This is a genomic window from Microbulbifer maximicatervae (SeqCode), assembly GCF_052468155.1.
Genome location: NZ_CP174335.1, coordinates 3840502 through 3864468 on the forward strand (window position 1 = coordinate 3840502; position 23967 = coordinate 3864468).

Annotated in this window: 24 protein-coding genes; 9 read left to right on the plus strand and 15 right to left on the minus strand. The window is 45.8% G+C overall.

Features of this window, described 5'->3' with window-relative positions:
• Window positions 1-121 precede the first annotated feature (121 nt).
• Entirely contained in the window at window positions 122-1093 is a 972-nt protein-coding gene (locus tag ACJJIY_RS16340) for a M15 family metallopeptidase (protein ID WP_445358372.1), read from the plus strand.
• A gap of 27 nt (window positions 1094-1120) precedes the next feature.
• On the opposite strand, the gene ACJJIY_RS16345 is transcribed toward ACJJIY_RS16340, so the two are convergent.
• Both ACJJIY_RS16345 and ACJJIY_RS16350 read right to left on the minus strand, forming a co-directional pair.
• On the minus strand, window positions 1121-2815 hold the full coding sequence (locus ACJJIY_RS16345; protein WP_445358373.1) for a BCCT family transporter: 1695 nt from the start codon (window positions 2813-2815) through the stop codon (window positions 1121-1123).
• Between the two features lie 261 nt (window positions 2816-3076).
• The gene (locus ACJJIY_RS16350; protein ID WP_445358374.1) at window positions 3077-4135 is read right to left on the minus strand and encodes a DNA-binding protein; all 1059 of its coding nucleotides are present in this window, start codon (window positions 4133-4135) and stop codon (window positions 3077-3079) included.
• A 192-nt stretch (window positions 4136-4327) separates the two neighbouring features.
• Between ACJJIY_RS16350 and ACJJIY_RS16355 the strand changes: the two genes are divergently transcribed.
• Entirely contained in the window at window positions 4328-5338 is a 1011-nt protein-coding gene (locus ACJJIY_RS16355; RefSeq protein ID WP_445358375.1) for a tyrosine-type recombinase/integrase, read from the plus strand.
• Between the two features lie 87 nt (window positions 5339-5425).
• Here the strand turns inward: ACJJIY_RS16355 and ACJJIY_RS16360 are convergent, their stop codons facing one another.
• The gene (locus tag ACJJIY_RS16360; protein ID WP_444897267.1) at window positions 5426-5881 is read right to left on the minus strand and encodes a macro domain-containing protein; all 456 of its coding nucleotides are present in this window, start codon (window positions 5879-5881) and stop codon (window positions 5426-5428) included.
• A gap of 270 nt (window positions 5882-6151) precedes the next feature.
• On the opposite strand from ACJJIY_RS16360, the gene ACJJIY_RS16365 reads away from it, so the two are divergent.
• Complete coding sequence (locus ACJJIY_RS16365; protein ID WP_444897266.1) at window positions 6152-6523, plus strand: VOC family protein; 372 nt, start codon at window positions 6152-6154, stop codon at window positions 6521-6523.
• Window positions 6524-6758: 235 nt separating this feature from the next.
• Here the strand turns inward: ACJJIY_RS16365 and ACJJIY_RS16370 are convergent, their stop codons facing one another.
• The 3 genes from ACJJIY_RS16370 to ACJJIY_RS16380 all read right to left on the minus strand — a co-directional run bounded on the left by ACJJIY_RS16370 (window position 6759) and on the right by ACJJIY_RS16380 (window position 9501).
• Entirely contained in the window at window positions 6759-7454 is a 696-nt protein-coding gene (locus tag ACJJIY_RS16370) for a GlcG/HbpS family heme-binding protein (RefSeq protein WP_444897265.1), read from the minus strand.
• Window positions 7455-7660: 206 nt separating this feature from the next.
• The gene (locus ACJJIY_RS16375) at window positions 7661-8611 is read right to left on the minus strand and encodes an IS5 family transposase (RefSeq protein WP_444895065.1); all 951 of its coding nucleotides are present in this window, start codon (window positions 8609-8611) and stop codon (window positions 7661-7663) included.
• A gap of 299 nt (window positions 8612-8910) precedes the next feature.
• Window positions 8911-9501 carry a hypothetical protein gene (locus ACJJIY_RS16380; RefSeq protein WP_444897264.1) on the minus strand — a complete coding sequence of 197 codons (591 nt, stop codon included), beginning with the start codon at window positions 9499-9501 and terminating at the stop codon, window positions 8911-8913.
• A 253-nt stretch (window positions 9502-9754) separates the two neighbouring features.
• Here ACJJIY_RS16380 and ACJJIY_RS16385 point away from each other — a divergent pair, with 253 nt between their 5' ends.
• Window positions 9755-10504 carry a flavodoxin family protein gene (locus ACJJIY_RS16385; protein ID WP_444897263.1) on the plus strand — a complete coding sequence of 250 codons (750 nt, stop codon included), beginning with the start codon at window positions 9755-9757 and terminating at the stop codon, window positions 10502-10504.
• Between the two features lie 238 nt (window positions 10505-10742).
• The gene (locus tag ACJJIY_RS16390) at window positions 10743-11588 is read left to right on the plus strand and encodes a mechanosensitive ion channel family protein (RefSeq protein WP_444897262.1); all 846 of its coding nucleotides are present in this window, start codon (window positions 10743-10745) and stop codon (window positions 11586-11588) included.
• Between the two features lie 79 nt (window positions 11589-11667).
• On the opposite strand, the gene ACJJIY_RS16395 is transcribed toward ACJJIY_RS16390, so the two are convergent.
• Both ACJJIY_RS16395 and ACJJIY_RS16400 read right to left on the minus strand, forming a co-directional pair.
• Entirely contained in the window at window positions 11668-12699 is a 1032-nt protein-coding gene (locus tag ACJJIY_RS16395; RefSeq protein WP_445358376.1) for a M12 family metallo-peptidase, read from the minus strand.
• 436 nt (window positions 12700-13135) lie between these two features.
• A complete protein-coding gene (locus ACJJIY_RS16400; RefSeq protein WP_445358377.1) occupies window positions 13136-14026 on the minus strand; it encodes a LysR family transcriptional regulator in 891 nt (296 codons plus the stop codon).
• Between the two features lie 58 nt (window positions 14027-14084).
• Here ACJJIY_RS16400 and ACJJIY_RS16405 point away from each other — a divergent pair, with 58 nt between their 5' ends.
• Window positions 14085-14894, plus strand: a complete 810-nt coding sequence (locus ACJJIY_RS16405) for an SDR family oxidoreductase (RefSeq protein WP_445358378.1) — start codon at window positions 14085-14087, stop codon at window positions 14892-14894.
• A gap of 173 nt (window positions 14895-15067) precedes the next feature.
• The gene (locus ACJJIY_RS16410; protein WP_445358379.1) at window positions 15068-15472 is read left to right on the plus strand and encodes a DUF1097 domain-containing protein; all 405 of its coding nucleotides are present in this window, start codon (window positions 15068-15070) and stop codon (window positions 15470-15472) included.
• Between the two features lie 129 nt (window positions 15473-15601).
• Here the strand turns inward: ACJJIY_RS16410 and ACJJIY_RS16415 are convergent, their stop codons facing one another.
• Window positions 15602-16429: an alpha/beta hydrolase gene (locus ACJJIY_RS16415; RefSeq protein WP_445358380.1), complete on the minus strand. Its 828-nt coding sequence runs from the start codon at window positions 16427-16429 to the stop codon at window positions 15602-15604.
• 543 nt (window positions 16430-16972) lie between these two features.
• On the opposite strand from ACJJIY_RS16415, the gene ACJJIY_RS16420 reads away from it, so the two are divergent.
• Window positions 16973-17854, plus strand: a complete 882-nt coding sequence (locus tag ACJJIY_RS16420) for a putative selenate ABC transporter substrate-binding protein (RefSeq protein WP_445358381.1) — start codon at window positions 16973-16975, stop codon at window positions 17852-17854.
• Between the two features lie 45 nt (window positions 17855-17899).
• Here the strand turns inward: ACJJIY_RS16420 and ACJJIY_RS16425 are convergent, their stop codons facing one another.
• Window positions 17900-18832, minus strand: a complete 933-nt coding sequence (locus ACJJIY_RS16425) for a LysR family transcriptional regulator (protein WP_445358382.1) — start codon at window positions 18830-18832, stop codon at window positions 17900-17902.
• 101 nt (window positions 18833-18933) lie between these two features.
• On the opposite strand from ACJJIY_RS16425, the gene ACJJIY_RS16430 reads away from it, so the two are divergent.
• A complete protein-coding gene (locus ACJJIY_RS16430; RefSeq protein ID WP_445358383.1) occupies window positions 18934-19527 on the plus strand; it encodes an FMN-dependent NADH-azoreductase in 594 nt (197 codons plus the stop codon).
• A gap of 269 nt (window positions 19528-19796) precedes the next feature.
• Here ACJJIY_RS16430 and ACJJIY_RS16435 read toward each other — a convergent pair whose 3' ends face one another.
• From ACJJIY_RS16435 to ACJJIY_RS16455, 5 genes are all read right to left on the minus strand, one after another.
• Window positions 19797-20618, minus strand: coding sequence for a hypothetical protein (locus ACJJIY_RS16435; protein WP_444897253.1), 822 nt, complete (start codon window positions 20616-20618; stop codon window positions 19797-19799).
• Between the two features lie 2 nt (window positions 20619-20620).
• Window positions 20621-21358, minus strand: coding sequence for a hypothetical protein (locus ACJJIY_RS16440; RefSeq protein WP_445358384.1), 738 nt, complete (start codon window positions 21356-21358; stop codon window positions 20621-20623).
• Window positions 21359-21438: 80 nt separating this feature from the next.
• A complete protein-coding gene (locus ACJJIY_RS16445; RefSeq protein ID WP_445358385.1) occupies window positions 21439-21750 on the minus strand; it encodes a hypothetical protein in 312 nt (103 codons plus the stop codon).
• A 605-nt stretch (window positions 21751-22355) separates the two neighbouring features.
• Window positions 22356-23108, minus strand: coding sequence for a class I SAM-dependent methyltransferase (locus ACJJIY_RS16450; RefSeq protein WP_444897251.1), 753 nt, complete (start codon window positions 23106-23108; stop codon window positions 22356-22358).
• A 470-nt stretch (window positions 23109-23578) separates the two neighbouring features.
• Window positions 23579-23947, minus strand: coding sequence for a hypothetical protein (locus tag ACJJIY_RS16455; protein ID WP_444897250.1), 369 nt, complete (start codon window positions 23945-23947; stop codon window positions 23579-23581).
• Window positions 23948-23967 lie beyond the last annotated feature (20 nt).

Genomic DNA, 23967 nt, shown 5'->3' on the forward strand with positions numbered 1-23967 from the left:
CTAAAGACGCCAATCTTTAAGGCGAGCACTGCACTGCCATTTACCAACCGCTGGCATGACGTGATTAGCATCCTTTTGAGTACTGATTTAACAGGCCAAATGCAATTCAAGTGTGAACAGGATGTGCATACTCAAATACTATTTGAAACGGGGCTTTCCCAAAGGAATACAGAGAAGCGATATATATAGGAAGGCTTTCGCCGCCATTGCGGGCCTGGCGCTATTTGCATGCACCAAGGACCAGGATAGGAATATCGATGTTAATGATTTTGAACCTGAAGCAAAGACAGGGATTTACGACATTTCCCAAGAAGACTGTGAGCTGATGAAGCTCCGGCAGGTTCTTCGGAACAACTCCCCTATTGGCTGTGAAAGGCTGAAGAGAGTCGTCTTCAACTATACGCCTCTCTTAGATCCGCCTGCTCAGGATAATGTTGGCATCGGAGCTGATCTAGACCGCAGAGGCGCCGTTGTTGTGCTTGATATCGTTGCCGAGAACGTCCTGTCTTTATTTGGTGAGATCTCCCGATCTCGTTTTCCAATACAGTCAGCCATTCCTGTCGAATATTTTACTCTGCAAGAGCGAATGGCAGATGATCGAAACAACACGCTGGCCTTTGATTCGCGTCCCATTACAGGTGGGAGCAGATGGTCTGAGCACGCTTATGGTGTTGCTATTGATATTAACCCCCTACAAAACCCTTACCTGTATATTGATAAACACACCCGGGCCAAAGTAATCCCTAAGCATGCAACAGAGGGATATTTAAACCGGGCAAAGTTTCGCCCGGGAAAGCCAACCCGCATGGGGATGTCTGAAGATGTAACCACAATCTTTGCCAGGCATGGCTTCGTTGTCTGGGGTGGAGACTGGAATGTCCCGATTGACTATATGCACTTCCAGGTTGGTTCCCGTCAATTCATTAACCGCCTTGTAACTTTGCCAAAGGAGAGTGCAAAACAACTATTTAACCGATATACACAGCAATTGAATCTCTGTTTTGAGGAGAGCAACTCGATAAAAAGCGCTACTCACCTCAGAAAACATTGTGTCGATAAAGTGGTATCAGAATTTGATGGAGAGCAGGAGTGAAAACGGCCTCCTCCTGCTGCCCAACTATTAAAGTCGAGACGGATGGCTTCCCGGATCGCCCTCTATATGGGGTTTGTCATCGTGGGATACGCCGTGCTCCGTCTGGGCCGGAACCTCCCAATTCCCCTCTTCTGTCCACGGATCATCCTCTGGAAACTCTTCAATATAGATTTCCTTCTCTTCATAGCTCGGCTGGTAGCGCAGGTCATAGTGAGCGGCTTTCACAATCGATATGCACAGCAGCAAAGCAACAACTAAAAGCGGCACGCCACCGATCACGCTGGCAGTTTGCAGCGTATCCAGGCCGCCCAAAAACAGCAGCGTTATCGGCATCAGTGAAAGCGCAAATGCCCAGAACAGGCGGTTCCATCTAGCTGGCTCTTCATCGACCTCTTTCTGCACAACAGCGGCAAGAATGTATGAGATGGAATCGAATGTAGTTGCAGTAAAGATGAGGGCGAGCACCGTATATACCAGAATCACCAGTTTACTGCCGGGAAGTGTCTTGAGTGTGGCAAAAATTGCAGCGGTTGCGCCCTGCTCATTTAGCATCCCCACCACATCCAGCTCACCGGAAAACTGTAAGTAGACGCCGTAATTCCCCAGCACCATAAAAAACAGGAAACAGCCTAAGGTGCCATAAAAAATGGAGCCAACCACCATGGTCTTAATGGTCCTCCCCCGTGAGATACGCGCAATAAACAAGCCGACACTGGGAGCGAAAACCAACCACCACGCCCAATAGAAGATGGTCCAGTCTTGGGGAAAATGGGTATCCGGGAACTGCTCAAACTCTGCAAATGGCTCAGTCCAGGCGGCCATATGGAAGATGTTATCCAAGACACGGCCCAGGGCATCCAAGCCGGTGTTCAACATAAATAAGGTGGGGCCAACCAGGAAAACAAACAGAAGCAGTACAATAGACAGCCACATATTCAGGTTGGAAAGTGCGCGGATACCCTTCTTAAGCCCAACAAAAGCGCTATAGCCGAAGATTGCCGTGCATATCATCAGCACTACAACCTGGGTTCCCAGCCCGGTGGGCACGCCCAAGAGTTCATGAGCCCCCTGAGTGATCAGCGGCGCAGCAATTCCCAAGGTCGTAGCACCGCCGCCCAACATACCAAAGATAAACAGCACGTCGATCAGCTTGCCGAGTCCGCCCTGGGCGCGCTGCTCCCCCAAAACGGGCATCAGTGCCTCGCTAATTTTCAGCACGCTGTGATTTCTAACGTAGTAGAAGTAGGCAATTGGCAGAGCGGGAATCAGGTAGATGGACCACGCCAGCGGGCCCCAGTGAAAAATACCGTAGGCAACTGCCCAGCGCGCAGCTTCGGGGGTGCCTCCTTCAACCTGGAAAGGTGGGGTTTGATAATAGTAAATCCACTCGACCATAGACCAATAGAGAATCGATGCGCCGATGCCGGCACAAAACAGCATTGACGCCCAGGATATGGTGGAGAACTCAGGGTTTTCTTCAGGTGTTCCCAGCTTGATCTGGCCGATATCACTAAACACGATATAGACCATAAAGAGAATTGCCCCGACACCCAGTGCCAGATAGAAAACCCCCAGCTTGTCAGTGACGAAACCTTTAGCGGCTAAAACCCAGGCAGCACCAACTTCGGGGAACAGCACCAGTGGAATTGTCACTGCCAACAACAGCGCCAGCGAACCAAAAAACGTGGGTTTATCGATGATTTCTCTGAAATGATTGGACAACACTTGCCTCCCAAATGCCTTATGAACCGCGGCAAATAAAAGCAAGGGGGACTTTATATAAGGAACTTTATTATGCGGTGTTAGTGAATAGAGCTTATATAAGGATAGGTAGGTCAACTACAGCTAAATTTGCTTTTACTTATCTCCAATAGTACCAGCTAGTCAACGTATTTCAATTTTACTGCCGTCACATCGATTGCGTTTCACGCAAATTGTTACGGGGCTATCAACTGAAGACGGCCCCAACCTGCAGGCTTTGAGCTACTGCTCACTCAATGACTTTTCCAGCTGGGCAAACTGCCCTTGTAGTATTGCCTTCTCCTGTAGAAGGGTGCGATTTTCATCTGACAAACTGTCTACCCGATCTCTCGCGGAACTCAGTTCCGACCCCAGCCTTTCCAGAGATACCTGTTGAAGCTGAATCTCCTTTGACTGCGCGGCACTATTGCTCTTGAGACGAGTGACTTCACCCTGAAGTCGACCAATCTCAGAGGACTGGAGTTCAGCGCTTGCTGCCTGCTCCTCAACTTGCTGCCTATAGTTCTCCGCTTCGGTCTGGGCAGAACCTATATTTTCGCGTAACTCTTGCTTCTCCCGGTTGAGTTCAGTGATTAATGCCTGCCCCTGCTTATACAGAAGGCCCTGCTCAGAAAGCTTCTGTTCCGCCAGCCCGAGCTGCTCCGCCAATGAAGCCACCTGCCCCTTAAGTTGCTCACTGGAAGATCGAAACTGATCTCGCTCGTGCTGCCGGTCTGTAGCCGTTCGTTGCTGGAAGTGCTCAAAGTGCTCGCGCACATCGCGACTCTCCTGCTTCATCTCTTCAATTGAGGCCTTCTGCTCCTCAATTCGAACCGAGGCCTGCCCCAATTGAAACTCACTTTTTTCCAGTTCTGACTGAGCTTCACCCAAGGTAACTTTGAGGCGGCGCTTCTCACTTTCAGAAGCTGATAGCTTCTGCTCCAGCTCGCGAATCAAAGCGGCTTGCTTGCTACTGGTCTCTTGAGCTTCGTTTAGTCTATCTGTTATCTCCAGCTCTTTCGCTTCAAATTCCTGCTGAACCTGCTCCACTCTCTGGTCCGCATCCCCCTGGATACGCTGATGAAGCCCTTTCAGCGCCTCCACCAAATCTTTGGGTAGGCCGCTGATATCAGTGCTGCTGGAACTCTCACTTTTCCACCGCTTTAGAAGCGGCGCAATTGTACTTTTACTCCCAGTCCCCAGATGAGCGCGCACTCTATCAACTGTCGGCTCCTCGCCCCGGGCCTTAATCGCCTTTGCTGCTTCAAAAATGTCCAGATAGGTGACCCCTGTGCGCGCCATTAACCTTCCCTCAGATTATTTTGTACCAAATTACGTATTACGTAATAATACATAATATATAAAAATAAACCAATTCTTGAATTAACCTAACTAACCTTCGATAATGATTCTTATCGAAGGTTATAAAAGTAAGGAAGCCCCCTTTTAACGTACCCTCAGTACAAATGGTGGTTTTCAGGTGACACAGAATTCATGAGAAAACAGCCTCTAACCTCAACTAAAATCCAACCTCAATCCCCGCTCAGCAGTACATCTAGCGGGGCTGGAGTACTTCTGACTGAGGATGACATTCAGAAGTACCTGCGAGCAGCGACTGCAGACAGCACTCGCAAAGCCTATCGGTCTGCCATTCGCCAGTTCGAGAAATGGGGAGGCCGACTCCCCACCGATAGCCATTCACTGGTTAGCTATCTATTGAGTCGGGCCGAGCAATTGAACCCGCGCACCCTGGATTTGCACTTAACCGCCATAGGCCAGTGGCACCTTTATCAAGGCATTGCCAACCCAGTCGCTGAACCGCTGGTGCAGAAAACCATGCGCGGTATTCGCCGCACCCACGGAAAGCCCAAGCAAAAAGCCAAGGCGCTGAGCCTCGAACACATTGCGGCCCTCACCCGACAGTTGCGCTCTCAACCAGACTCCAAGAAGAGGACCCGTGACTTGGCATTGGTGCTGGTAGGATTCTTCGGTGCCTTCCGGCGCAGTGAGTTAGTGGCGATCCAGGTTGAAGACCTGATATGGGAGGAGGAAGGTTTGATCATTCGCCTGCCCAAATCAAAAACGGATCAAAGTGGTCAGGGAGTGATGCGCGCCCTTCCCTACGGCACCCCTGAAATCTGCCCCGCACGAGCACTTAAGTCCTGGCTAGACGTTAGTGGCATTAGAACTGGGCCAGTATTTCGGTCAGTGAATCGCTGGGATACGGTGCAAAGTCGACAGCTAAACCCCACAGCTATCAACGATCTACTGAAAAATCTCGGGGAAGCCTGCGGTTTTGACTTTGTTGCCGAACTAAGCAGCCACAGCTTTCGCCGAGGCCTGTCTACTTCCGCAGCGCGAGAAAAAGTTGGCTTTGAGCTGATCAAGAAGCAAGGTGGCTGGAAGAGTGACGCCACTGTCTGGGAGTATATTGAGGAGGGGCAACAGTTTACCGACAACGCCTCAGCTATCTTGATGAAGAAGATGTCGGAACTACTCTCTTAAGAAGCTGCCATTGGCCTACTGGCAAGCCCCGCCTTTCAGGCGGGCAGTATATGTGCGGAAGTAATCAGCTTGGCTACTGGGGGCTTGTTACTGCACAAACTTAACAAGTGTGTGATTTTCGCCTTCAAGTTCATTTTCTATGATGCTGGAAATTACCTCCCAATCTCCACCGGCAAGCCCCGCACCTATTAGAGGATACCCAATCCTCTTCCCCGGAAAATCTTTCTTAACTTTGGTGAATACACTGCGTATAGCCTCATAGTCCGCCATTACCCCCTTACCTCTCCAGTGAAACTGAGTGTAAGCATTGACGACCGTAAAGCTGGCCTCTAACTGTGATATGTAAGCACTTGAATAGGTGCCCAGTTTAAGTCGTGAGCCTTTTTCTGTACCCAAGTCTGCTGCGTAGGCTTCAGGGAAAAGCTTCTTGATAGTTAAGGCTATCCCCTTTCCCATTTGGCACTGGCAATTACACCCATGAACAATTACATCAAAATGGCCCTCAAGTGCCATTTTGATCAAATCACCTTCTACTACATTCATTCTCGAACTCCAGAAATCCAAAACGCCTTGGCAGTCTTCAACGCGTATACAGTGGAACGAAAGGCAAACGCTCTAGCGCAGTTTCAACTTTCTTGTTTGATTAACAACTCTCAACTAATTGACACTAGATCAATATAATATGCACCAAGCTGCTCTGCGCTAAGGCACACTGAAAAGCCTTACCCAATTTGTTGTTGCTAAAAATAACTATTGATAACTTAACATAGAAGTTATCGCTACGAAGAATTTAAGTATGAGTAAAGAGGAAATATGAGCGGACCAGCAAAATTTGGTGTCGTTGTATACGCAAATGATATCAATGAATTGTCAAAATTCTATATAAATATGTTCAGCTTGTCTGTACTTCATAAAACAAACGAACTGGTTAGTTTGGGCGGAGAGGGTTTCAATATTGTTGTGCATACTCCCCCTATTGAACTTCCCGAGGAAAATTTTAATACAGTCAAAGTATTTATAGCAGTACAAAGCCTTACAAAGGCACGGCACCAAGCAATAGAGTTAGGTGGCAAATCCCTTGACGGAGAGTGGTCAAATCCAATATTCAAAGCCTGCAATATAGCTGACCCTGAAGGCAATCATATTCAGCTTCGGGAGTTCACTAATAGTACGACTAATAAATAGACCCCCCTACCCGTTTGCGACGCCTATAGGCGTCGCCACCATCTTATCTCCCGTTCACAGCCGCAATAAAAGAGGCTCTTGTTTATTAGTATTGATTGGATCGGTAGCCTATTTATCACCCTTACAGCTAGATTTTTTCATCAGTTTACACTAGTAGATATCGGCGACTAGCCGATCAACTTAAGTACATATGGAGAGCCAAGTCAGTTCATTACCTGAATTGCTCTAAAGTAATTTAGTTTTTAGATCTAGTCGGATGTGTCTTAGGTAGTTTTTTGGCAATGTCACTTGCTTCAGGCGAGCAGGCAGGGTGCCCCCAACCACCAGCGCTAACACCACCCACAATGTCATTGACGATGTTATCGTCCTTGCTAGGACTCACCCCTCCAGGTATGTAGTCCATCTTGAGCATATGACGAACTTTCCACGCAATATTATGGTCCGCACATGAACTATCACCACTTACCCCAACTGCTCCAAGAAGCTTGCCGTCGTCTTTGTACAGCGCTAAACCACCACCAAAAACATTAACGCCTCCAATTTTCTTACCAATCATTGGGTCGTGTTCTGTACCAATATCATTGGGTAGCCCGCTATAAGCAACATTGGTATCAACTGGATTGCTATGCTGTAAACCATACAAACTTCCACCAGGCTGAACAGCTGTAAAAAGGTTTGCTGTCGATAAGGGTAGGCCTGGCAGACTGAAAGCATTTGCTGTATTTGCTTTTTGCGCTGAAATGACGCGGCTACCGGGCCATTGGTCGCCTCTATCTTCGCCGGAAAATACAACAGCTCTAACTATTCCATCTCTATCAACTACCGTTGCCCACATATTTAAGCTAAAACCGCCATTCTGTTCTTTTACGACATCTTTTAGCACCGCCTTAAGTTCGGAATATTTTGGTAACTCCATTGAATTAACCTGCATAATCTATATCTTCATTTCTTGCTGAGAGTGATGGGCCGTTGATAATACTAGGTTAGGGACCCTCTGATCAACGAAGCATTTTTCCAGAATTAAGCTGAGCTGCTTGAAAAATTCACTTTATTACGCACAAACGCGTAATTTGCGCGTAATAGTCCACTAATTTTTCATCTGAAACCCTCAATAGGTGGATTTCAGGCGAACCACCCCTAGGCAGCCAAGTATTTTCTCCCTATTATTAAGTTGGTAAAGCCTGCCAGTAAGCACAGCCTCTCAGTATTTTTTACCAGTCCCCGATAGCGGACCTTGTCATAACCAAATACCCGTTTGATGTAGCGGAAGGGGTGCTCGACCTTCGCTCTTATCTGCGCCTTGATCTTTTCCGCTTTACGAAGTGCATCACGCCCTGGAAGAGTTTTTAGCTTGCTCGGCTTCATTGCTATATACCAATCCGCCTCCCGCTCTTTCAACTCTTCACGTTTCTCCGCACCAATGTACCCAGAGTCTCCCCAGATTCTTTTCTCCTCCCCGTGGAGAACTCGCTCTGTAGTTGTGACATCATGCGAATTCGCTGCTGTTGTATCTATGCTATGTATTACTCCGAGCACATCATCAACCCCGATATGCATTTTCATTCCAAAATGCCACTGATTGCCTTTCTTTGTTTGATGCATTTCTGGATCACGTTTTTTCTTTTTATTCTTGGTTGAAGTTGGCGCAGAGATAATAGTGGCATCTACAATCGTACCTTCACGCAGTACCATGCCATTCTCAGCAAGATGCTTGTTGATTTCATCAAAAAGAGCTGCACCTAGCTGATTGAGCTCCAGTAAGTGGCGAAAGTTAAGAATCGTTGTTTCATCGGGAATTGGGCCGCTCAAAGTCAATCCAGCAAAACTACGCATGGATTCAATTTCATACAGTGCATCCTCCATAGCGGGATCACTGAGATTATAAAATAGCTGCATGCAATGAATACGGAGCATGACACTCAATGGATATGGCTGTCGGCCACGTTTGCCTTGTGGATAGCAAGGAGTGATCTGAGCTTCTAGTCGCTGCCATGGGATGAGGGCTTCCATTTGAGAAAGAAACTTCTCTCGGCGAGTTATACGGCGCTTTAGCTTATATTCTGCTTCGGCAAAGGTGACTTGGTGCATAATTCATCGTAGTCTTGATGGGTAGGTGAATATTACCAATATTGGCTTGGAATTATTCAGAGGTTCCTTAGATTAATATAGAATCAATTATGCCCTTGGGTTTTAGCTATATTTTTAACACTCCTAATAAATGTCTTTAATGGTTGGCTAGAGTAGGCATGAAAAATCGCACTAGGTCGCCTTTCGCAAAGGTATCGACGATACCGCCTTAATAGAATTACGATCTTTAGCTAATTTGCTGAATTGTTTAGTTGTGGTAATGACATCGCATCCCCGGCAGTATCATTAGGCCCAAGCACTTATTGCTTGATATGGGTCTCATTGAAGATTGATTCCCAGTCCTGATCAAAGGTCTCGGGTATTGACGAGGAAGTCCTCCGAAAGAACAACACCCCAACATGAGCTTCATGACCCTTCTTAGCGGTGCTGTCAGCAGTAACCTCCTCGATAAAACCTCGCATAGTGCCACTGCCATCGAGGGTCAAATTTGTAACGCTCTCATCGGACACATCAACAGCTACCACTTGAATTCTATTGCCACTCTTCATATAGGCAAAGATACCGATATCCTTAGCTATAGTGGTCTCATTCACCTTCTCTTCAACTGCAGTTAGTTGGTGTTTAACATCCGGCTTCTTCGTTACCTCAAGATAGCGACCACCACCACCCACCCCTGTTTGCTTGAGAACTTTAAAAGTTCGGCAAATCTGCTCCTTTTCTAAGGTAAAGGCGTCTGGACTGTGCTCATAAAAAATAAACGACTCACCTTCAATTGCACACCAGACTCCTTCCAAGGAATCTTTAGCTTCCGATTGGGCATTGGCGTGAGTGGCAACAAGAGTCAGAAGTACTGAGGACAACAGGAGTAATAGCTGATTGATTATTTTCATGGTGACCTCCAAGGTGGTAGTCAGTCAAATATAGGCGCAGCTTTACGGTTAGATAATCCCGGGGCAAGCCGAATCACGCCAATAGTAATGACCCCCAGCGGACCCTGGATGGATAAGTCGAAGCCTGATACCCGTAAGTTATATGGACTAACACCGTGTCGCAGATCTATTTGGGTAAAGTTCAACGGATCCTCTTTGAAATCACGGGATTAGAACTCAGGCTATTATCTAAGTGGTGGCAAGGAGGCCCAAAATGACGACGTTAAATCAAAAGCAAATTGAAGACTGCAAGTCTAGTGCGTCGGACTTCTCCGACCTCAAGGCGCTATTCCTCAACTGCACTCTAAAGCCTACGCCTGAACTCTCCCATACAGACGGTCTAATTCGCATATCCAGGGAAATCATGGAGCGCAACAAAGTCTCAGTTGAGGTTTTACGCCCTGTTGATCACGATATCGCTTTTGGTGTTTACCCGGATATGACTGAGCATGGCTGGAACACTGATGAGTGGCCACTGCTCTATCGCCGGGTTGAAGACGCAGATATCCTGGTTATTACCACGCCGATCTGGTTGGGAGAGAAATCCTCTATCTGCACCCAAACTATAGAAAGGCTCTATGCGAACTCAGCTGACCTGAACTCCAAAGGCCAGTACGCATACTATGGCCGGGTTGGAGGTTGCCTTATCACCGGCAACGAAGATGGCGCAAAGCACTGCGCCATGAATATTCTCTACTCTCTGCAACACCTTGGCTATGTTATCCCTCCCCAGGCAGATGCGGCATGGGTGGGAGAAGCTGGCCCCGGCCCCTCGTATCTTGACCCCGGTTCCGGTGGTCCACAAAACGACTTTACCAATCGCAACACCACCTTTATGACCTGGAACCTGATGCATATGGCGCGAATGATAAAAGATGCTGGGGGCATTCCCGCCCACGGCAACCAACGCTCTGCCTGGGATGCCGGCTGTAAGCCCGACTTTCCTAACCCTGATTATCGATAGAAACATCCTGCATTTTTAACTTTACTGAGCTAAGCAGCCTAAAGTTGTTGCTGTTTGGCCAAGTCTATCCGTATTTACAAAATCCTATTTACAAGATGTAGCACCAGGGATAAATTCCCGCCTTCTTTGCTCCCATTAACACCCACCTGCCCGGCATAGCACTCCTTTCTCCATAAAGGGGCTAGGCGTTGCCATATGAATTGGTGGTCCAGTAATTCCTGTGAGGTCCCTGTCCCGAATGAAACCAGAGTTCTTAGCGCATATCCTGGATAGCAAATTATTCATCACCATATGCCTGATCTCAGTAGTGATGTTATTACGTGGCCTGCTCACGCTAGTAATAGCACGAAGTAGTTGGCAAAAAGCGGATAAGCGCCGCCGTATCAATACCGTACATAACCTTGGCAACTTGTTATTGGTAGTTGGCCTGATAGCAATTTGGGTAAGCGAACTCCGGGACTTTGCCCTATCCATTGCCGCTTTCTCTGTGGCAATTGTATTGGCACTGAGAGAGGGGGTGCAGTGCCTCGTTGGTGGTCTGTATCAGGCAAACATGCGCTCGTTTACTGTGGGAGACTGGATTAAAGTCGGCAATCAATTTGGTGAAGTCACCGATAGTGACTGGCTAAGCACCACCCTTTTGGAAATCGATCCGCACGGTTTGGGTAATGGCTATACAGGAACAACTCTGTATATCCCTAACAATGCCTTCTTTACCCAACCGGTAAAGAACCTGAACTTTATGCGCCGGTATATCGAGCATACCTTTTCGATTACCCGGGAAAGCAAAGGAATGAATCCATTTGAAGCCAAGAAGTTTATCTCTGAGCGACTTAAAGAACACTGCGAGTCCTTCCGTGAAGTTGCCGAACGCTACTGCAACCTGATCGAGAATCGCATGGGCGTTGAGCTGTCAGGGCCTGATGCAAAAGTCTGTATCACAACGAATGAACTCGGCCACGATGTAACCACGGTAACCGTATTTTGCCCCCGAGAGGAAGCCACCAATATCGAACAGCTGGTGACTGAAGACTTCTATAACTTTTGGTTCGAGAAAACTAAGGACGTGGAGTCCAAAGCTTAACGCAGTTGTATTGAAGGGTATCGGCGATTGAAGCCGCTAGCAGTTCTGCATTGCTGGCGGCTATTGTATGAATTTGCCGTTAACTTTCCCCATCGACCCGGAAGTTGGCAACCTCCCAGGCGCGCTCACGGATAACCCGCGCATTATCCTCTAGGTTGGAGGTGCCTGTAGGGTCTCCATCTATTGTGATATCCGGGTTGGACCACTGCTGAATTCTGGGGCCGCCTCGATCCGATGGGCAATTGTAGGCCATCACACTCCTCCAAGTTGAAGGGGTGGTATTGCAGTAGCCGTGGCCATATTCAAACGGCTCCATATTCGAATCACTGTAGATAATATGTCGGGCTCCCAGCAGGTGGCCAATTTCATGGGCAACGCTGAAGTACCCCGTTGCGCACCCCTCCCTTGCGAAAGCAAAGGCTGTTGATTCCGATGCATAGATCGTCTTAGCCAGTCCACATGATCCGCTGTACAAATCATTGCCGGTTAAAACAATCATTACATCTGCACTATACAAGTCTCTAAGTTCGTATAGTTCTTTAGTTTCTGGATATGCGTCATTCGAAAAGTACTCGCGGTCCACATAGAAGCTACCGCTTTCTGCATAGCTGGTTCTATAAGCGTGAACAATTTCTACCGAGGTATTGACTTCACTATTGGCAAATGAAACATTGGTTTCCTCTTCCAATAAGTCCATGTAGGCGGGTACATCACCGGCGTCTGCCTCAAAGGCATCGGTATAAGCAACTATAACGGTTATTTTTCCACCAGAGTCAGTAGTCGCAATTCCTGAGGTTGTGTTTAGCGCACCAACCTTGGAAGTAAAATCCATTTCTTCAAAGTAGTTACTATCATGGTCGACAAGTGAATTGTCTGGAACCTCAGCGATTGTAACCGCACCGTTTCCGGCAGGTCTCACTTTGTAGAGCCTACCTTCAGATTGTATTGAGCCAACAATTCTACCGTTGTTCTCGGCTAAGGTGATAAACCCTTTTCCATCCTCAGAAAATGCAGATAGTGAAGCCCTATTTTTTGTTGAGCGAATATTTTGCAAGGTAAACCGTTGCTTGCCGAGCTCACTGGGAACCTCAAGGCTACTACCGGGCTTCAAGCTAAAAATCTTATTATTTAAACTTTTTTTAGTTTTATGTGAGATTATATTTGATCTACTTTCACTCATGGAAGATTCAAAAACAACATGCACATTTTCTTCTGAATGAGCGCCAAATGTAGAAAATAGCAACACGAAAGGCGCAAGAATTTTAAAGCTATTCACAGACATACTCCCTGTATCTGCTTCTCGGAAAATCAATTTAGAAAGATCCGCACTAAAGATAAAAATAGATCTATTAACGCAGCCTTCAAAAGACTGAATAGAAATATTTACTGAAATCCACAGTGCGCGGCTACTCTATATGATTCTTAACTAAAAAAATATTCTTACGCCTACCAATAATTTAACTTCGCAAATTTTTGGCAAGTTACTATCTGAAGAGCAGATAACTTTTTGGAAAATTAAATTCAAATGAAAGCTTAATCACAATCTTTTAAATGGAAGCTGAAAATATTTTACTTAACCACTCAATAAATGCCCTAACCCTGGGGGATAAAAAGCGATTCTGGGTGAACACAACCGATACCGGCTCGCTGGGCGGGCGAAAATTGGGCAATATTTCAACTAAATATCCAGCATCCAACTCTTTTTCTACATGAAACCTTGGAAACTGAGCTAATCCGAGCCCCCGCTTAACGCCATCCAAGTAACTCTCTGTTCCAGTTACCGTCAATTGCGCCGGAACTTGCAACGTCTCTATCCTATCGGCAAGACAAAAAGAGAGCGGCGCAGACTTGCCAGTCGTTATAGAGCGAAGCGCTACAACACGGTGACCATTCAGTTGTTCCAAAGAGCTTGGGTGGCCGTAGTGTTCCAGGTATTGCGGCGATGCGCATGTAAGCCGTTCCAGCATGGTTAAACGCCTGGCAATCAGCTCACTATCCGCCAAGTGTCCATAGCGAATAGCACAGTCGACCCCTTCTTGGACTAAGTCCACCCATCGATCCCCCTCACTCATTACCAAAGAAATGTCAGGATACTGGGCAAAAAATTGGGGGAGTTGCGGCATAACAAAATGACGGGCAATAGTCCCTTGTACATCTACCCGCACCTCACCGCCTGGCAATAAACCTGTAAATGCCCCTTCTGCTTCCTCTACGTCCGCAAGTATTGAAATACAGCGCTGATAATACAGTTCCCCATCCAGTGTTGCCCTGACCTTGCGAGTCGATCGCTGCAACAATCTGACTCCCAGCCGCTTCTCCAGCCGGTTGATGACCTGAGTCGATGTCGACCTCGGAACCCCAAGATCAGTAGAAGCGGCTGTAAAACTGCCCCGCTCCACAATCCGCACGTACAAGCGCATCGCATCAAGCTTATCCATACCGCCCTATTGTTTGTTTATTTGGAACAATGGATTCCATTTTAGCCGGATTATTTACATGAATAACACGAATAGTATGGGAATACAGCCAAATCAGGGAGCTGCAAGGGCAGCTCCAGTAATCACTACGGAGATCATTATGGAGAAAGTGGCACTGGTAACAGGAGCTTCCCGTGGCGTAGGCGCGGCGATCGCCTCTCGCCTGGCAAAGGATGGCTTTACCATTCTGGTGAACTTTGAAAGTAATATTTCAGCTGCCGAAAAGTTGGTAAACCGCATTGAAACCGAGGGTGGCAAGGCGGTTACTGCCCAAGCCGATATCAGTGATCAACAGGCGGTTTCGCGCCTATTCAACTCGGCAGAAGTCACTTTTGGCGGAATCAATAGTGTCATCAATAATGCGGGCATTATGAAGCTAGCCCCTCTGGCAGAATGTGAAGAAGATGATTTCGATCGTCAGGTAGCTGTAAACCTTAAGGGCACCTTCAATGTCATGCGTGAAGCCACCGCAAGGCTTCAAGAAGGCGGCCGCATTATCAACTTATCCTCGAGTGTCGTCGACTTGTGTATGCCAAATTACAGCGTATATGCGGCGACCAAAGCAGCTGTTGAAGCTCTGACCCAGGTAGTCGCCAAGGAAATGCGGGGGAGAGATATCACTGTGAATGCCGTCGCCCCAGGGCCCACCGCTACCGAGCTATTCCTGTCGGGGAAGACCGGTGAAATGGTGAATACTCTTGCCAAAATGTCGCCACTTGAGCGCTTGGGCAGGCCTGAAGATATTGCAAATACCATTGCCTTTTTAGTCAGTGAGCAAGGTGGCTGGATCAATGGACAGGTCATACGAGCCAATGGTGGACTTGTCTAGCCTCACAAACAATCGCCCTTCTATTTAACTATCCCCAGCTAAGCGTTATCCGAGCTGGGATGATTTAGGACTAAAAGCCAATGACCGCTCAATCACCGGTACTATAGGGTAAATACATCAGGGACACCCTTATCGCTGCAACCGTTGCCAGTGCAGCAGCATTTACTTGCTATATGCTAGAACTTCCTCCCTGGGCCATGTTTGTTGGATGGGTTGCTTTCTTTACCCAGCCAAATTCTGCCTTCAGTGCAATCTCCAGCGGGATTTGTATTGCTCTGGGAATATTGATGGGAATGACAGCAGCTATAGTCAATACCCTTTTGCAGCCAGTGGTAGGCAGCATTGCCTTTGCAGTTACAGTTTTCTCCGTTGCATTTGTGGTGGTATCGCTAAGAGGACTGCCACTTGTAGGTAATATCATTGCCTGGTTTTTAGGGTTAATCACTTTCTTTGCAGCCCATTCAGGAAATGCTCTTTCTGGAGTGATTGGGCTGACAATAGTGACCGCTCTAGGCATCCTCGCTGGCTATTGCTGCTCCTACCTACAATCTCTTACTGGAGAAAGTAAAGCCAATTGATAGTCAGGGAGTCTCGGCATAATTCAATAATACCCTAGAGGACTTAAGAGGCTCCCTGATCTTAAGCTGGTAATCCCAACTTATGTTCAAAATTATATATATTGATCGCTAAGTCGTATCCCCCCTCTCTCAATTCACACCGCAAATATCTAGTATCCTATTCATTAGATCATTATTTCTACTACTTAACATACGCGATACGGTAAAGTGGTTTTTATTTTTCAAAAGTATATATTCGCACGGGCTTTTCGTTTGCTGAAGCTTCCCACAGTATCTTTTTGACTGATCAATAAATTCCGCAGTCTCATCATCACCTACTGCAACAATTGCTTTGGTGAAACATCTAATATCGCCAAAAATGGGACTCAAATTAGTAACGTCATCTTCTGATAAACGCAGAGATTCATTGAGGTAAGATTGCCTCATCTTTGTTAAGTCATAGAGCCCGCTTAACATAATGGCGCCGCTAATTGAGCTACGGATTTCAGGTGTCCACTCAAATTCTAAAATTTTAGCAACAAGGAAGGCCCCAACAGAGTGACCACAGATTACTATATTATTGGGGTTGCCATTCCAGCGATCAATATTCTTATATATCCATAAGAATGCCTTTATATTTTGCTCAATAATTTCTTTAACACTGACGGCGGGCGCCAAATCATAGTTGACCAAAGCAACTGTACACCCGGCCTCTACAAAGGGCTTGGCAATGTACCGGTATTGCTTTTTATCTAGCGCCCGGAAATACCCACCGTGGATGAACACAAAAACCGGTGCATTAGGAGATTTAGCAGGAAATATATCTAATTTCTCACCGGAACTATCTCCATAGCTGATATCCAGCGAGGTTCTTAGGGATTGCGTGGCAAGATAGCTTTGTAGCTCATTAATTAACAGATGGAGTCTACCAAATGGGTGCCGCTTACGTAGATTAAACTGATCGTCATATTCACTCATTTCCTGTGTCGGCTCCGCAATTACCGGCTTAAACTGCCTATATTACACCAAAGGGGCTCTCTAGCATCTGAGGAACCGCTAAACAAATTCGTGGCTCCCCTGGCTTATGGAGCAATTCATGCTGAGGCGGGACTTATCTTTCAGGAAATCGCAGGTTTATGGAGCACTCCTCAATACACTAAGAATGGGCATTGAAAGCCCTTTCTGACTTATACCTTTACATGAGCTAGGCGAGCTTAATGAATGCGTAAATCTACTATTTGCAGTTCGAAGAATAAGTATATTTCGTACAAAAACTATTCAACAAAGAAGGAATCCCTGTAACAATCAAGATCTGAAGAGTATTTAACAAGTAAATACCTGCCAACTATATTAACAAATCAGATATAGCGTACAAATTTTAGAAGGCCATCTCGCTTTTGTTAACCCAAAGAAAGAAAATATAATTTAGTCAGGCTTTCTGATCTATATATAACGCCAATAGTTACATTTTTAGTTTTATCCTACAAATTTTGAACTACAGATCCGCAGAGGACCAAAAGAATGTTAAAGCGTTTAACCGTGTCTATTCTAAGCCTCGTAATACTGTGCGGCGTACCCTTTGTATTATCTCAAGAAAACCCAAAACCTTTTGTTTTCACTGCCATTCCAGACCAGGACCCGGAGCGCTTACAAAAACGCTTTGGCAAAGTTGCAAAGTATTTGTCCGACGCGCTTGGGGTTGAAGTTAAATACCTACCGGTCAAATCCTATAGCGATACGGTTGAGGCCTTTAAAAATAACAAAGTTCAATTGGCGTGGTTCGGCGGATTTACTGGGGTACAGGCCCGTATTGCGGAGCCTGGCGCCAAGGCCATTGCCCAGGGAGAAGGAGATCAAAATTTCACTTCCTATTTTATTGCAAATAAAAGTACTGGGCTCACTCCTTCAAAAGAGTTCCCCCGCGGTATTGAGGGTATGACCTTTGCTTTTGGTTCAGAGCACTCCACTTCTGGACGGCTAATGCCCGAGTATTTTATTCGAAAAGCACTGGGCAAGCCCCCAGCCGAGGTGTTCAGCCGTGTGGGCTTTGGAGGTGACCACTCCAATACCCTGGATCTTGTGCAATCTGGGAAGTATCAGGTTGGCGCCCTAAATCACAAGGTGTGGGAAAATGAAAAGAAAGCCGGCAAAGTGGATGAAAGCAAAGTGCAAGTGATCTGGAAAACCCCAGGATATCCAGATTACAACTGGACAATTCGTGGGGATGTCGATGAAACCTGGGGCAACGGCTTCTTAGACAAAGTCCAGCAGGCGATTTTGAATATGCGGGACCCTAAACTACTTGCCGCATTTCCCCGCAAAGGGTTTATCAAAGCAGACAACTCAATGTACCAGCCAATCGTCGAGACCGCTCATGAAATTGGCTTGTTGAACAATGAGTAAGCGAATTAGATTCAAATTGCCCCTGCTAACTAGTTCATGGCCTAGCTAAGAAGCCTCCGGGGGTGTCAGATCCTGCAAACGATCCCTGATAATATCCGCCAATCTCCGTGCGCCGGGACCAATATCGTCCCGGTTAGGGAAGATCAGGTACATAGGGACCTCCCTTTTACTTCCTCCTTGGAGGGGCAAGGGTTTTAAGCTTCCCTCAGTGAGCTCATTCAGAATTTTGTCTTCTGGCAGCCATGAAAAACCATAGCCTTTACAAGCAGCGCCAATCAAAGAAGACATGCTACTTAGAGTCCACCGCTTAGCCACTTCAACCGTGAGCGTTTTACTACCACTCTGGGGGTTCGTATCCCGAACCACCAGATGACGATGATTGCGGAGATCATTCATAGTTAGCGGGCGGTCCAGTTCATGCAGGGGGTGCTTGGGATGGGCCACCGGGATTAGACGTGCAGGAGATGGCAGTAATTCACCGTTGTAGCCCAGCGGTATTCTGGGGCTGATTGCAAAATCAACTCTCCCCTCATTCAAGGCTTCTAAAGTTCCACTAATCACCATCTCATGCACTTCAATACGAGTTTGAGGGCTCTCTTCGCCAAAAAGCGCTAGGCAGTCCAACAACAACCAAATTGGGAATAGCACCTCCACGGAAATCGCAATCTGGGACTCCCATCCAGCCGAGGCCCGGCTGGCGGCCTGCTCCAATGCAGAAGCATCCTCCAGTAATTGCTTTGCGTGACGGTAGAGCATCTCACCTGCGGGAGTCAGAATCGCCTTGCGTCCACTAATGGTGAAAACCGCTACAGCCAGTAGTGATTCCAACTTCTGCACCGAATAGCTTACCGACGACTGACTCTTGTGCAGTAGCTCGGCGGCCTTTGCATACCCTCCCCCTTCAACTACCGCTATCAAGCAACGCCACTGCTCAAGAGTGATCTTTGGGTTTGATAATTGCGCCAACCGTTGTTTCATGATCGATTTTTTCGATGTAATTAAGCAGAAAATTCTAATTTTTAATCAACTTAATGAATGTTTCAATAGCTTCATACAAAGTTAGTTACGAGGAAGCAGTCATGGCAAAGGTACTCAACATCAAGTCCAGCCTCTTTCAAGAGAACGGCCAGTCATCTCAACTTACGGACAATTTTATAGCGAGCTGGAAGGCTAAGAACCCGGAAGATGAAATCATCCATCGTGACTTGGTATCCGAGCCTGTACCTCATCTGAGCCTGGAGCACTTTCAAGCCCACAATACGCCAGCTGATAGCCGTTCAAACAAGCAAAGTGAAATTGCAGAACTTTCAGACAAACTGATAGAGGAGATATCATCGGCAGATCTGCTGGTGCTAGGTATCCCGATGTATAACTTCAACGTCCCGTCTAATTTACACACCTACTTCGACTTTATTGCACGTGCCGGGGTAACATTCCGATATACCGAAAGCGGCCCTGAGGGCTTATTAAGGAACAAAAAAGCCGTCGTTTTTATTTCACGGGGTGGTGTTTATGGTGATGATCATCCCCAAAGTAATTACCTTCGACAGTTCTTGGGGTTTATTGGTATTACTGATGTGGAGTTTGTCTATGCTGAAGGCTTGGCAATGGGAGAAGAAGCAAAAGAGAAGTCGTTGGCAGCTGCAAAGAAGCGTATTGCAGAGCTTATGTAAAATAGAGAGCTAAAAAGTCTATATGTGAATACTTGAAGGGGGGAGGAAGCCTCCCCCCTCTAAATATAAAACTCAGATGATTATTACTTGACCTATTCTAGCTATGTAAATTCTCATTTAGATCTTCTGAAAGTTGATAGCAATGTGTTTGCAACCTCAATAGAAATCCAACGCTAGAGGAAATTTCGTCTTATTTTCCGGGGACACCTGGCCGCTATGTAGCAAGTCCTCACAAGCCATAGCTACTCTCGCCGACTTACTAAGCTAGCTTACCAGCTACTATCAAATTCATCTTCTCCAGAAATATCGGCTTCTCGCTCCAAGGTGCCAGTAATCACCTGGCTACCCTCCTCCATTTTGGAAAGCTCTAAATTATCCATAAAATCCCACATGGGGGATTTACTGACCAGCAAAGCTTTTTCACTGGGCACATGATAAGGCGGCCAGAACTGTCTGGGCTCATAAGTGATACACAGCAGGTGCTTATCGGATAAGTGAGTATATAAGTTAAAGCACCAGTTTAAAGCTCGAGTTCCGTCAACAATTTCATACCAATCCCGGCCCTTAATTTTGTACTCTTGGATCTCATCTGGGGTCCAAGCGCTAAAACGATCTTCGTGTCCCAATTCTTGTAAGTATTCTAGGTCATCTTTATGCTTTTTAAATATAAACTGCTTTAATTGGCTGCAATCAGAGAGTTCAAAGACACCAGATTTAGATGCTTCTTGTACCTGAATCACCTGAATTGAGAAATAGCCACCACCCACAATCCATGTATCATCCGGCCCCACATGGACACTACATGTCGTCCTGATAGGGTGAAACGTAAACCAAATATAGGGGCTCTCATCATCCCAGATTGGCTGTCCACCATAGAACCTAGGGTAACTTTCTTCTTTGTCAATAGGCGTGACATATGGGGCATACTTCCTGCCCCCATAGGTTTGCTGTAATAGCTTTCCGTTAAACGAAAGATGCCATAAACCAAGGTCAAACTGGTGTAATGGCATCGTATCAAAAGGCGACCAGTAAATCTCATCAAGTTGCTCGATAATTGGGGAGTTTAAGTCCAGCGAATCCACGTAAGCCACAATCAATCACCCCAGCCACTTTTAAATTCACTTCTAACATAGTTAACTGCGTCCGCAAAGGTGCGATTGCTATCACCGCCAGCGATCAATTTATCCTGGTAATAGCGACTGCACTTCTGCAAATCTGTATCAAACCTTGTCCAAGGAGCATCTGCTACTTTTTGTAGGCCTCTCACGGCACAACTACTATCCTTTATTTGGTGCACCTTACTAGCGATATCATCCACCATCTCATGTTCGTAACTAGTCTTTTTCGTCTGCGCGCCAATAGCTTCAACTTCCTGCATCAACAAGCCTAGATTTTCTCGTGGGTTAACAAAGTAGAAACAGTGTTGCTGCAGCTTTTTTCCACCCGCTTTCTGCTTAAATATTTTTAAGGCTCGATGGAGTATTTTTGCCCCCTCTTTAAACACGTACCAGTGGTATTTTATGGTTTGATCCCTCTCATCCCAGGACCTCTCCGCTTTATTTAAAATACGAGCCAGCTCTTCAGGCCCAGCATTAGGCCCTAAGAGCTTCTGGGATTTTGTTTCCCACCCTCCAAGCTCATCAACTACAAAGCTAGGTGCATAGTAAAGTGAGAAACTATTATTCAGCAGTTTATGGCTTACCTTTCCTGAAGTCTGAAAATATTCACCATACTCCTTTGCAGTAGACAGAGCATCATAAGCGGTTTCATCAAAGACGGCTCCAATTGCCCCCACTGCTGTAGGAATAGCTTCGTCCATAATCGGTGTCAAAGCCCATTCCGTTCTCTTATAATCTGATTGGTAAAAGCCCGCAGGTAGAGCTGCTGAGCCCGAGTTTCCATTGGCCCGCCTTATTTTTTTGATATAAACCCCTGCCCCCCTGTTCTCAGCCCCCCTTGCTGAACCACCTCGTAAAGAACCTCTACAACACCCATTACTTCGCGGTGTACACCTGCTGTTTTTAGGTTGCTGTCAGCAGTAATTCCCCCTGCGGCCCCTCTAAGCTCGATCAGCTTACTTGCAGTTCTTTTGCCTTCAGCAGAGTCTATATCTACTAAATCAATAAACCTGGGGAGTAAGTTCGGGTCGATAAAAACAGCCCTACCATCTTGCATCCCTGTTGTTTTTGGATGAAAAAAAATAAAGTTCTTGTAGCCACTCATGAATACTCATCCCTGAAACTATCCAACATAATCTTACAAGGATATTACCATAGAAAAACTAGACATCGATGACCTCAGCCCCCCTCTTAAATGCATTCCTCTGTGACCTATCTCGCAAAAACGAGCCTTTTAAATCATCTTCAAGCCGCCACTTTTTATTTGAGACTTGTGTTTTAATTACGCCAATTGCTGACTCTTCTATATTCTCTGCGAAACAGAAACTATCATTCCAACCACCAATGAAACATCAACTAAAACCTGGCCTCATCAATTCAGCGCTAAGCCCAGTAATATCTTTTCAAAAACGCCATTTTCACTACCCATTTGTCAAATAGGATCTATTTGTAATAGCAAACAAAAAAACACCCGAGAAATACTATATCTTTTTCTCAAAGCCAACCACTGGATTACAATTTGACCTCCAAGGCCGCAGGTTATGCTAGATTAAAAGTATGAGGGGGATTGAAAATACATGTCGCGCCCAGGGATCTATATGGCTTTGCCACCAATTATAAACTTACAAGCACGACAAGTATTAATTCGTAGAATTTTAAACTAAGTCTATTGGGAGGAAGATACGAACTGTGAAAATGCCTACCGCCTCTTTACACTTTTTTGAAATAGAGTGTTACCCCAAACGCACCGCCATGATCTGTAAAATCTAAATAGCAATGTGACATAGCCTCCCTTTGAATTTGGGAAAGCAACTTATTTAAATCATAGTTATTCATCTGCATTCTTGGAGCCATAAAAGGCTCGCCTTTAAGAAGGTTAAGGATATTCCCTGAAAAAGGCACAGTACTACTCAAAAATGAAGTCAACCTTTTTAGTTTTGAAGTTTTGGCATATGAAAAATGGGCAACGCAAACCCCGCCCGATTCTAACTTATCAAGCAGAAGACTAAATAGTCTTTGCCCTTTTTTAACAGGGATATGTTGAAACACTATAAAGGAGTGGATGAAGTTGAATTTCCCTTGAACTAGAGAGAGCTTCTCATCAGCTTTCACAAATTCAATATTCTTTAAGCCTTGCTCATGACTATTTTTTTTAGCCTCCATAAGCATCGAATCAGATATGTCAACACCTGTAACATCTTCAGTAATATACGCTAAAGGGATCGCTACTCTTCCAACTCCACAGCCAAAATCAAGCGCCCTCTTGACGACAAAGCCATCATCTACATGTTGTTTCACTTTTGTCAGTATATTGTGAACATGGCTTTGTCCCGTTTTAAAGAAATCTTGCTTTGCTCTATCTGTTAAGTTTTCCTTCCTAAATTTTTCTTCGGTTAGAACACCGTAATAAGCATCTTCTTTGCCAAACTTTTCCCACTCTTTGTCAGAGTCAGCAATAAACATCGACACTCTCCCGCTACTACCTCACTCACTCCAAATCTAAGGCCATTTGAAATAAGCAATTCCATTTCACCACGAATACGAGACGATTGTATCAAGAAATGTCTTTCCAAAACGAATATTTATAGGGTACCGGTGTACCACTTCATCCTCGGGGAACTCAAAGCATATTGACGGCCTTGGCAAGTCAGCTCTATTCAGGTTAAGTATTTCTTACAGAGACCCCAATCCTGTTTAGCTGCAACTTGATTCCACAATATATGGTTGATAGATAAGTATAAGCAATCCACCAAGGCACTGCATTTTGCCAACTGAACTATCAGAAATAGTGAGCTTTTACTAAACGAATAGAGTTGCCTTCTCGATATAATTCAATGCGTTGAGCCCCTGCAACTCTATTTAGGGGCTATAAGTTTGAGACGGTTATCACATAAAAGGATATTTGTTTTTGAAATGTAGTAAAAAGGCTATTGTTAGCTATTCACCGCATCATCCATATACTTCACTGCCTCTCCTATAGAAATAGTGAACACGCCAGCATTGCCATTAATATACTCTCGTTTCCATGAATTGTAGCCGTCCTCATAATCAGGTATCTCACATTCCCCCATTAGTTCAGATATGCTTGCCCCTAGTGCCTCAATTGAAAACGGCATATGAGTAATTTCCTCAATGACCTCTCCACTATTAGGGTTATAAATTTTAATGCCTGAAATCTGAGCATGTACCACCATTGAATCGTCCTTAGACTCTTCAATTTTTAATATGATAACCCGCGAATCCTCCTCGCCCTCTCGATTATCATATTTCCACACTTGACCTTCTTTAACTTTTAAATCCATCCCGACTCTTCACTTTGAAT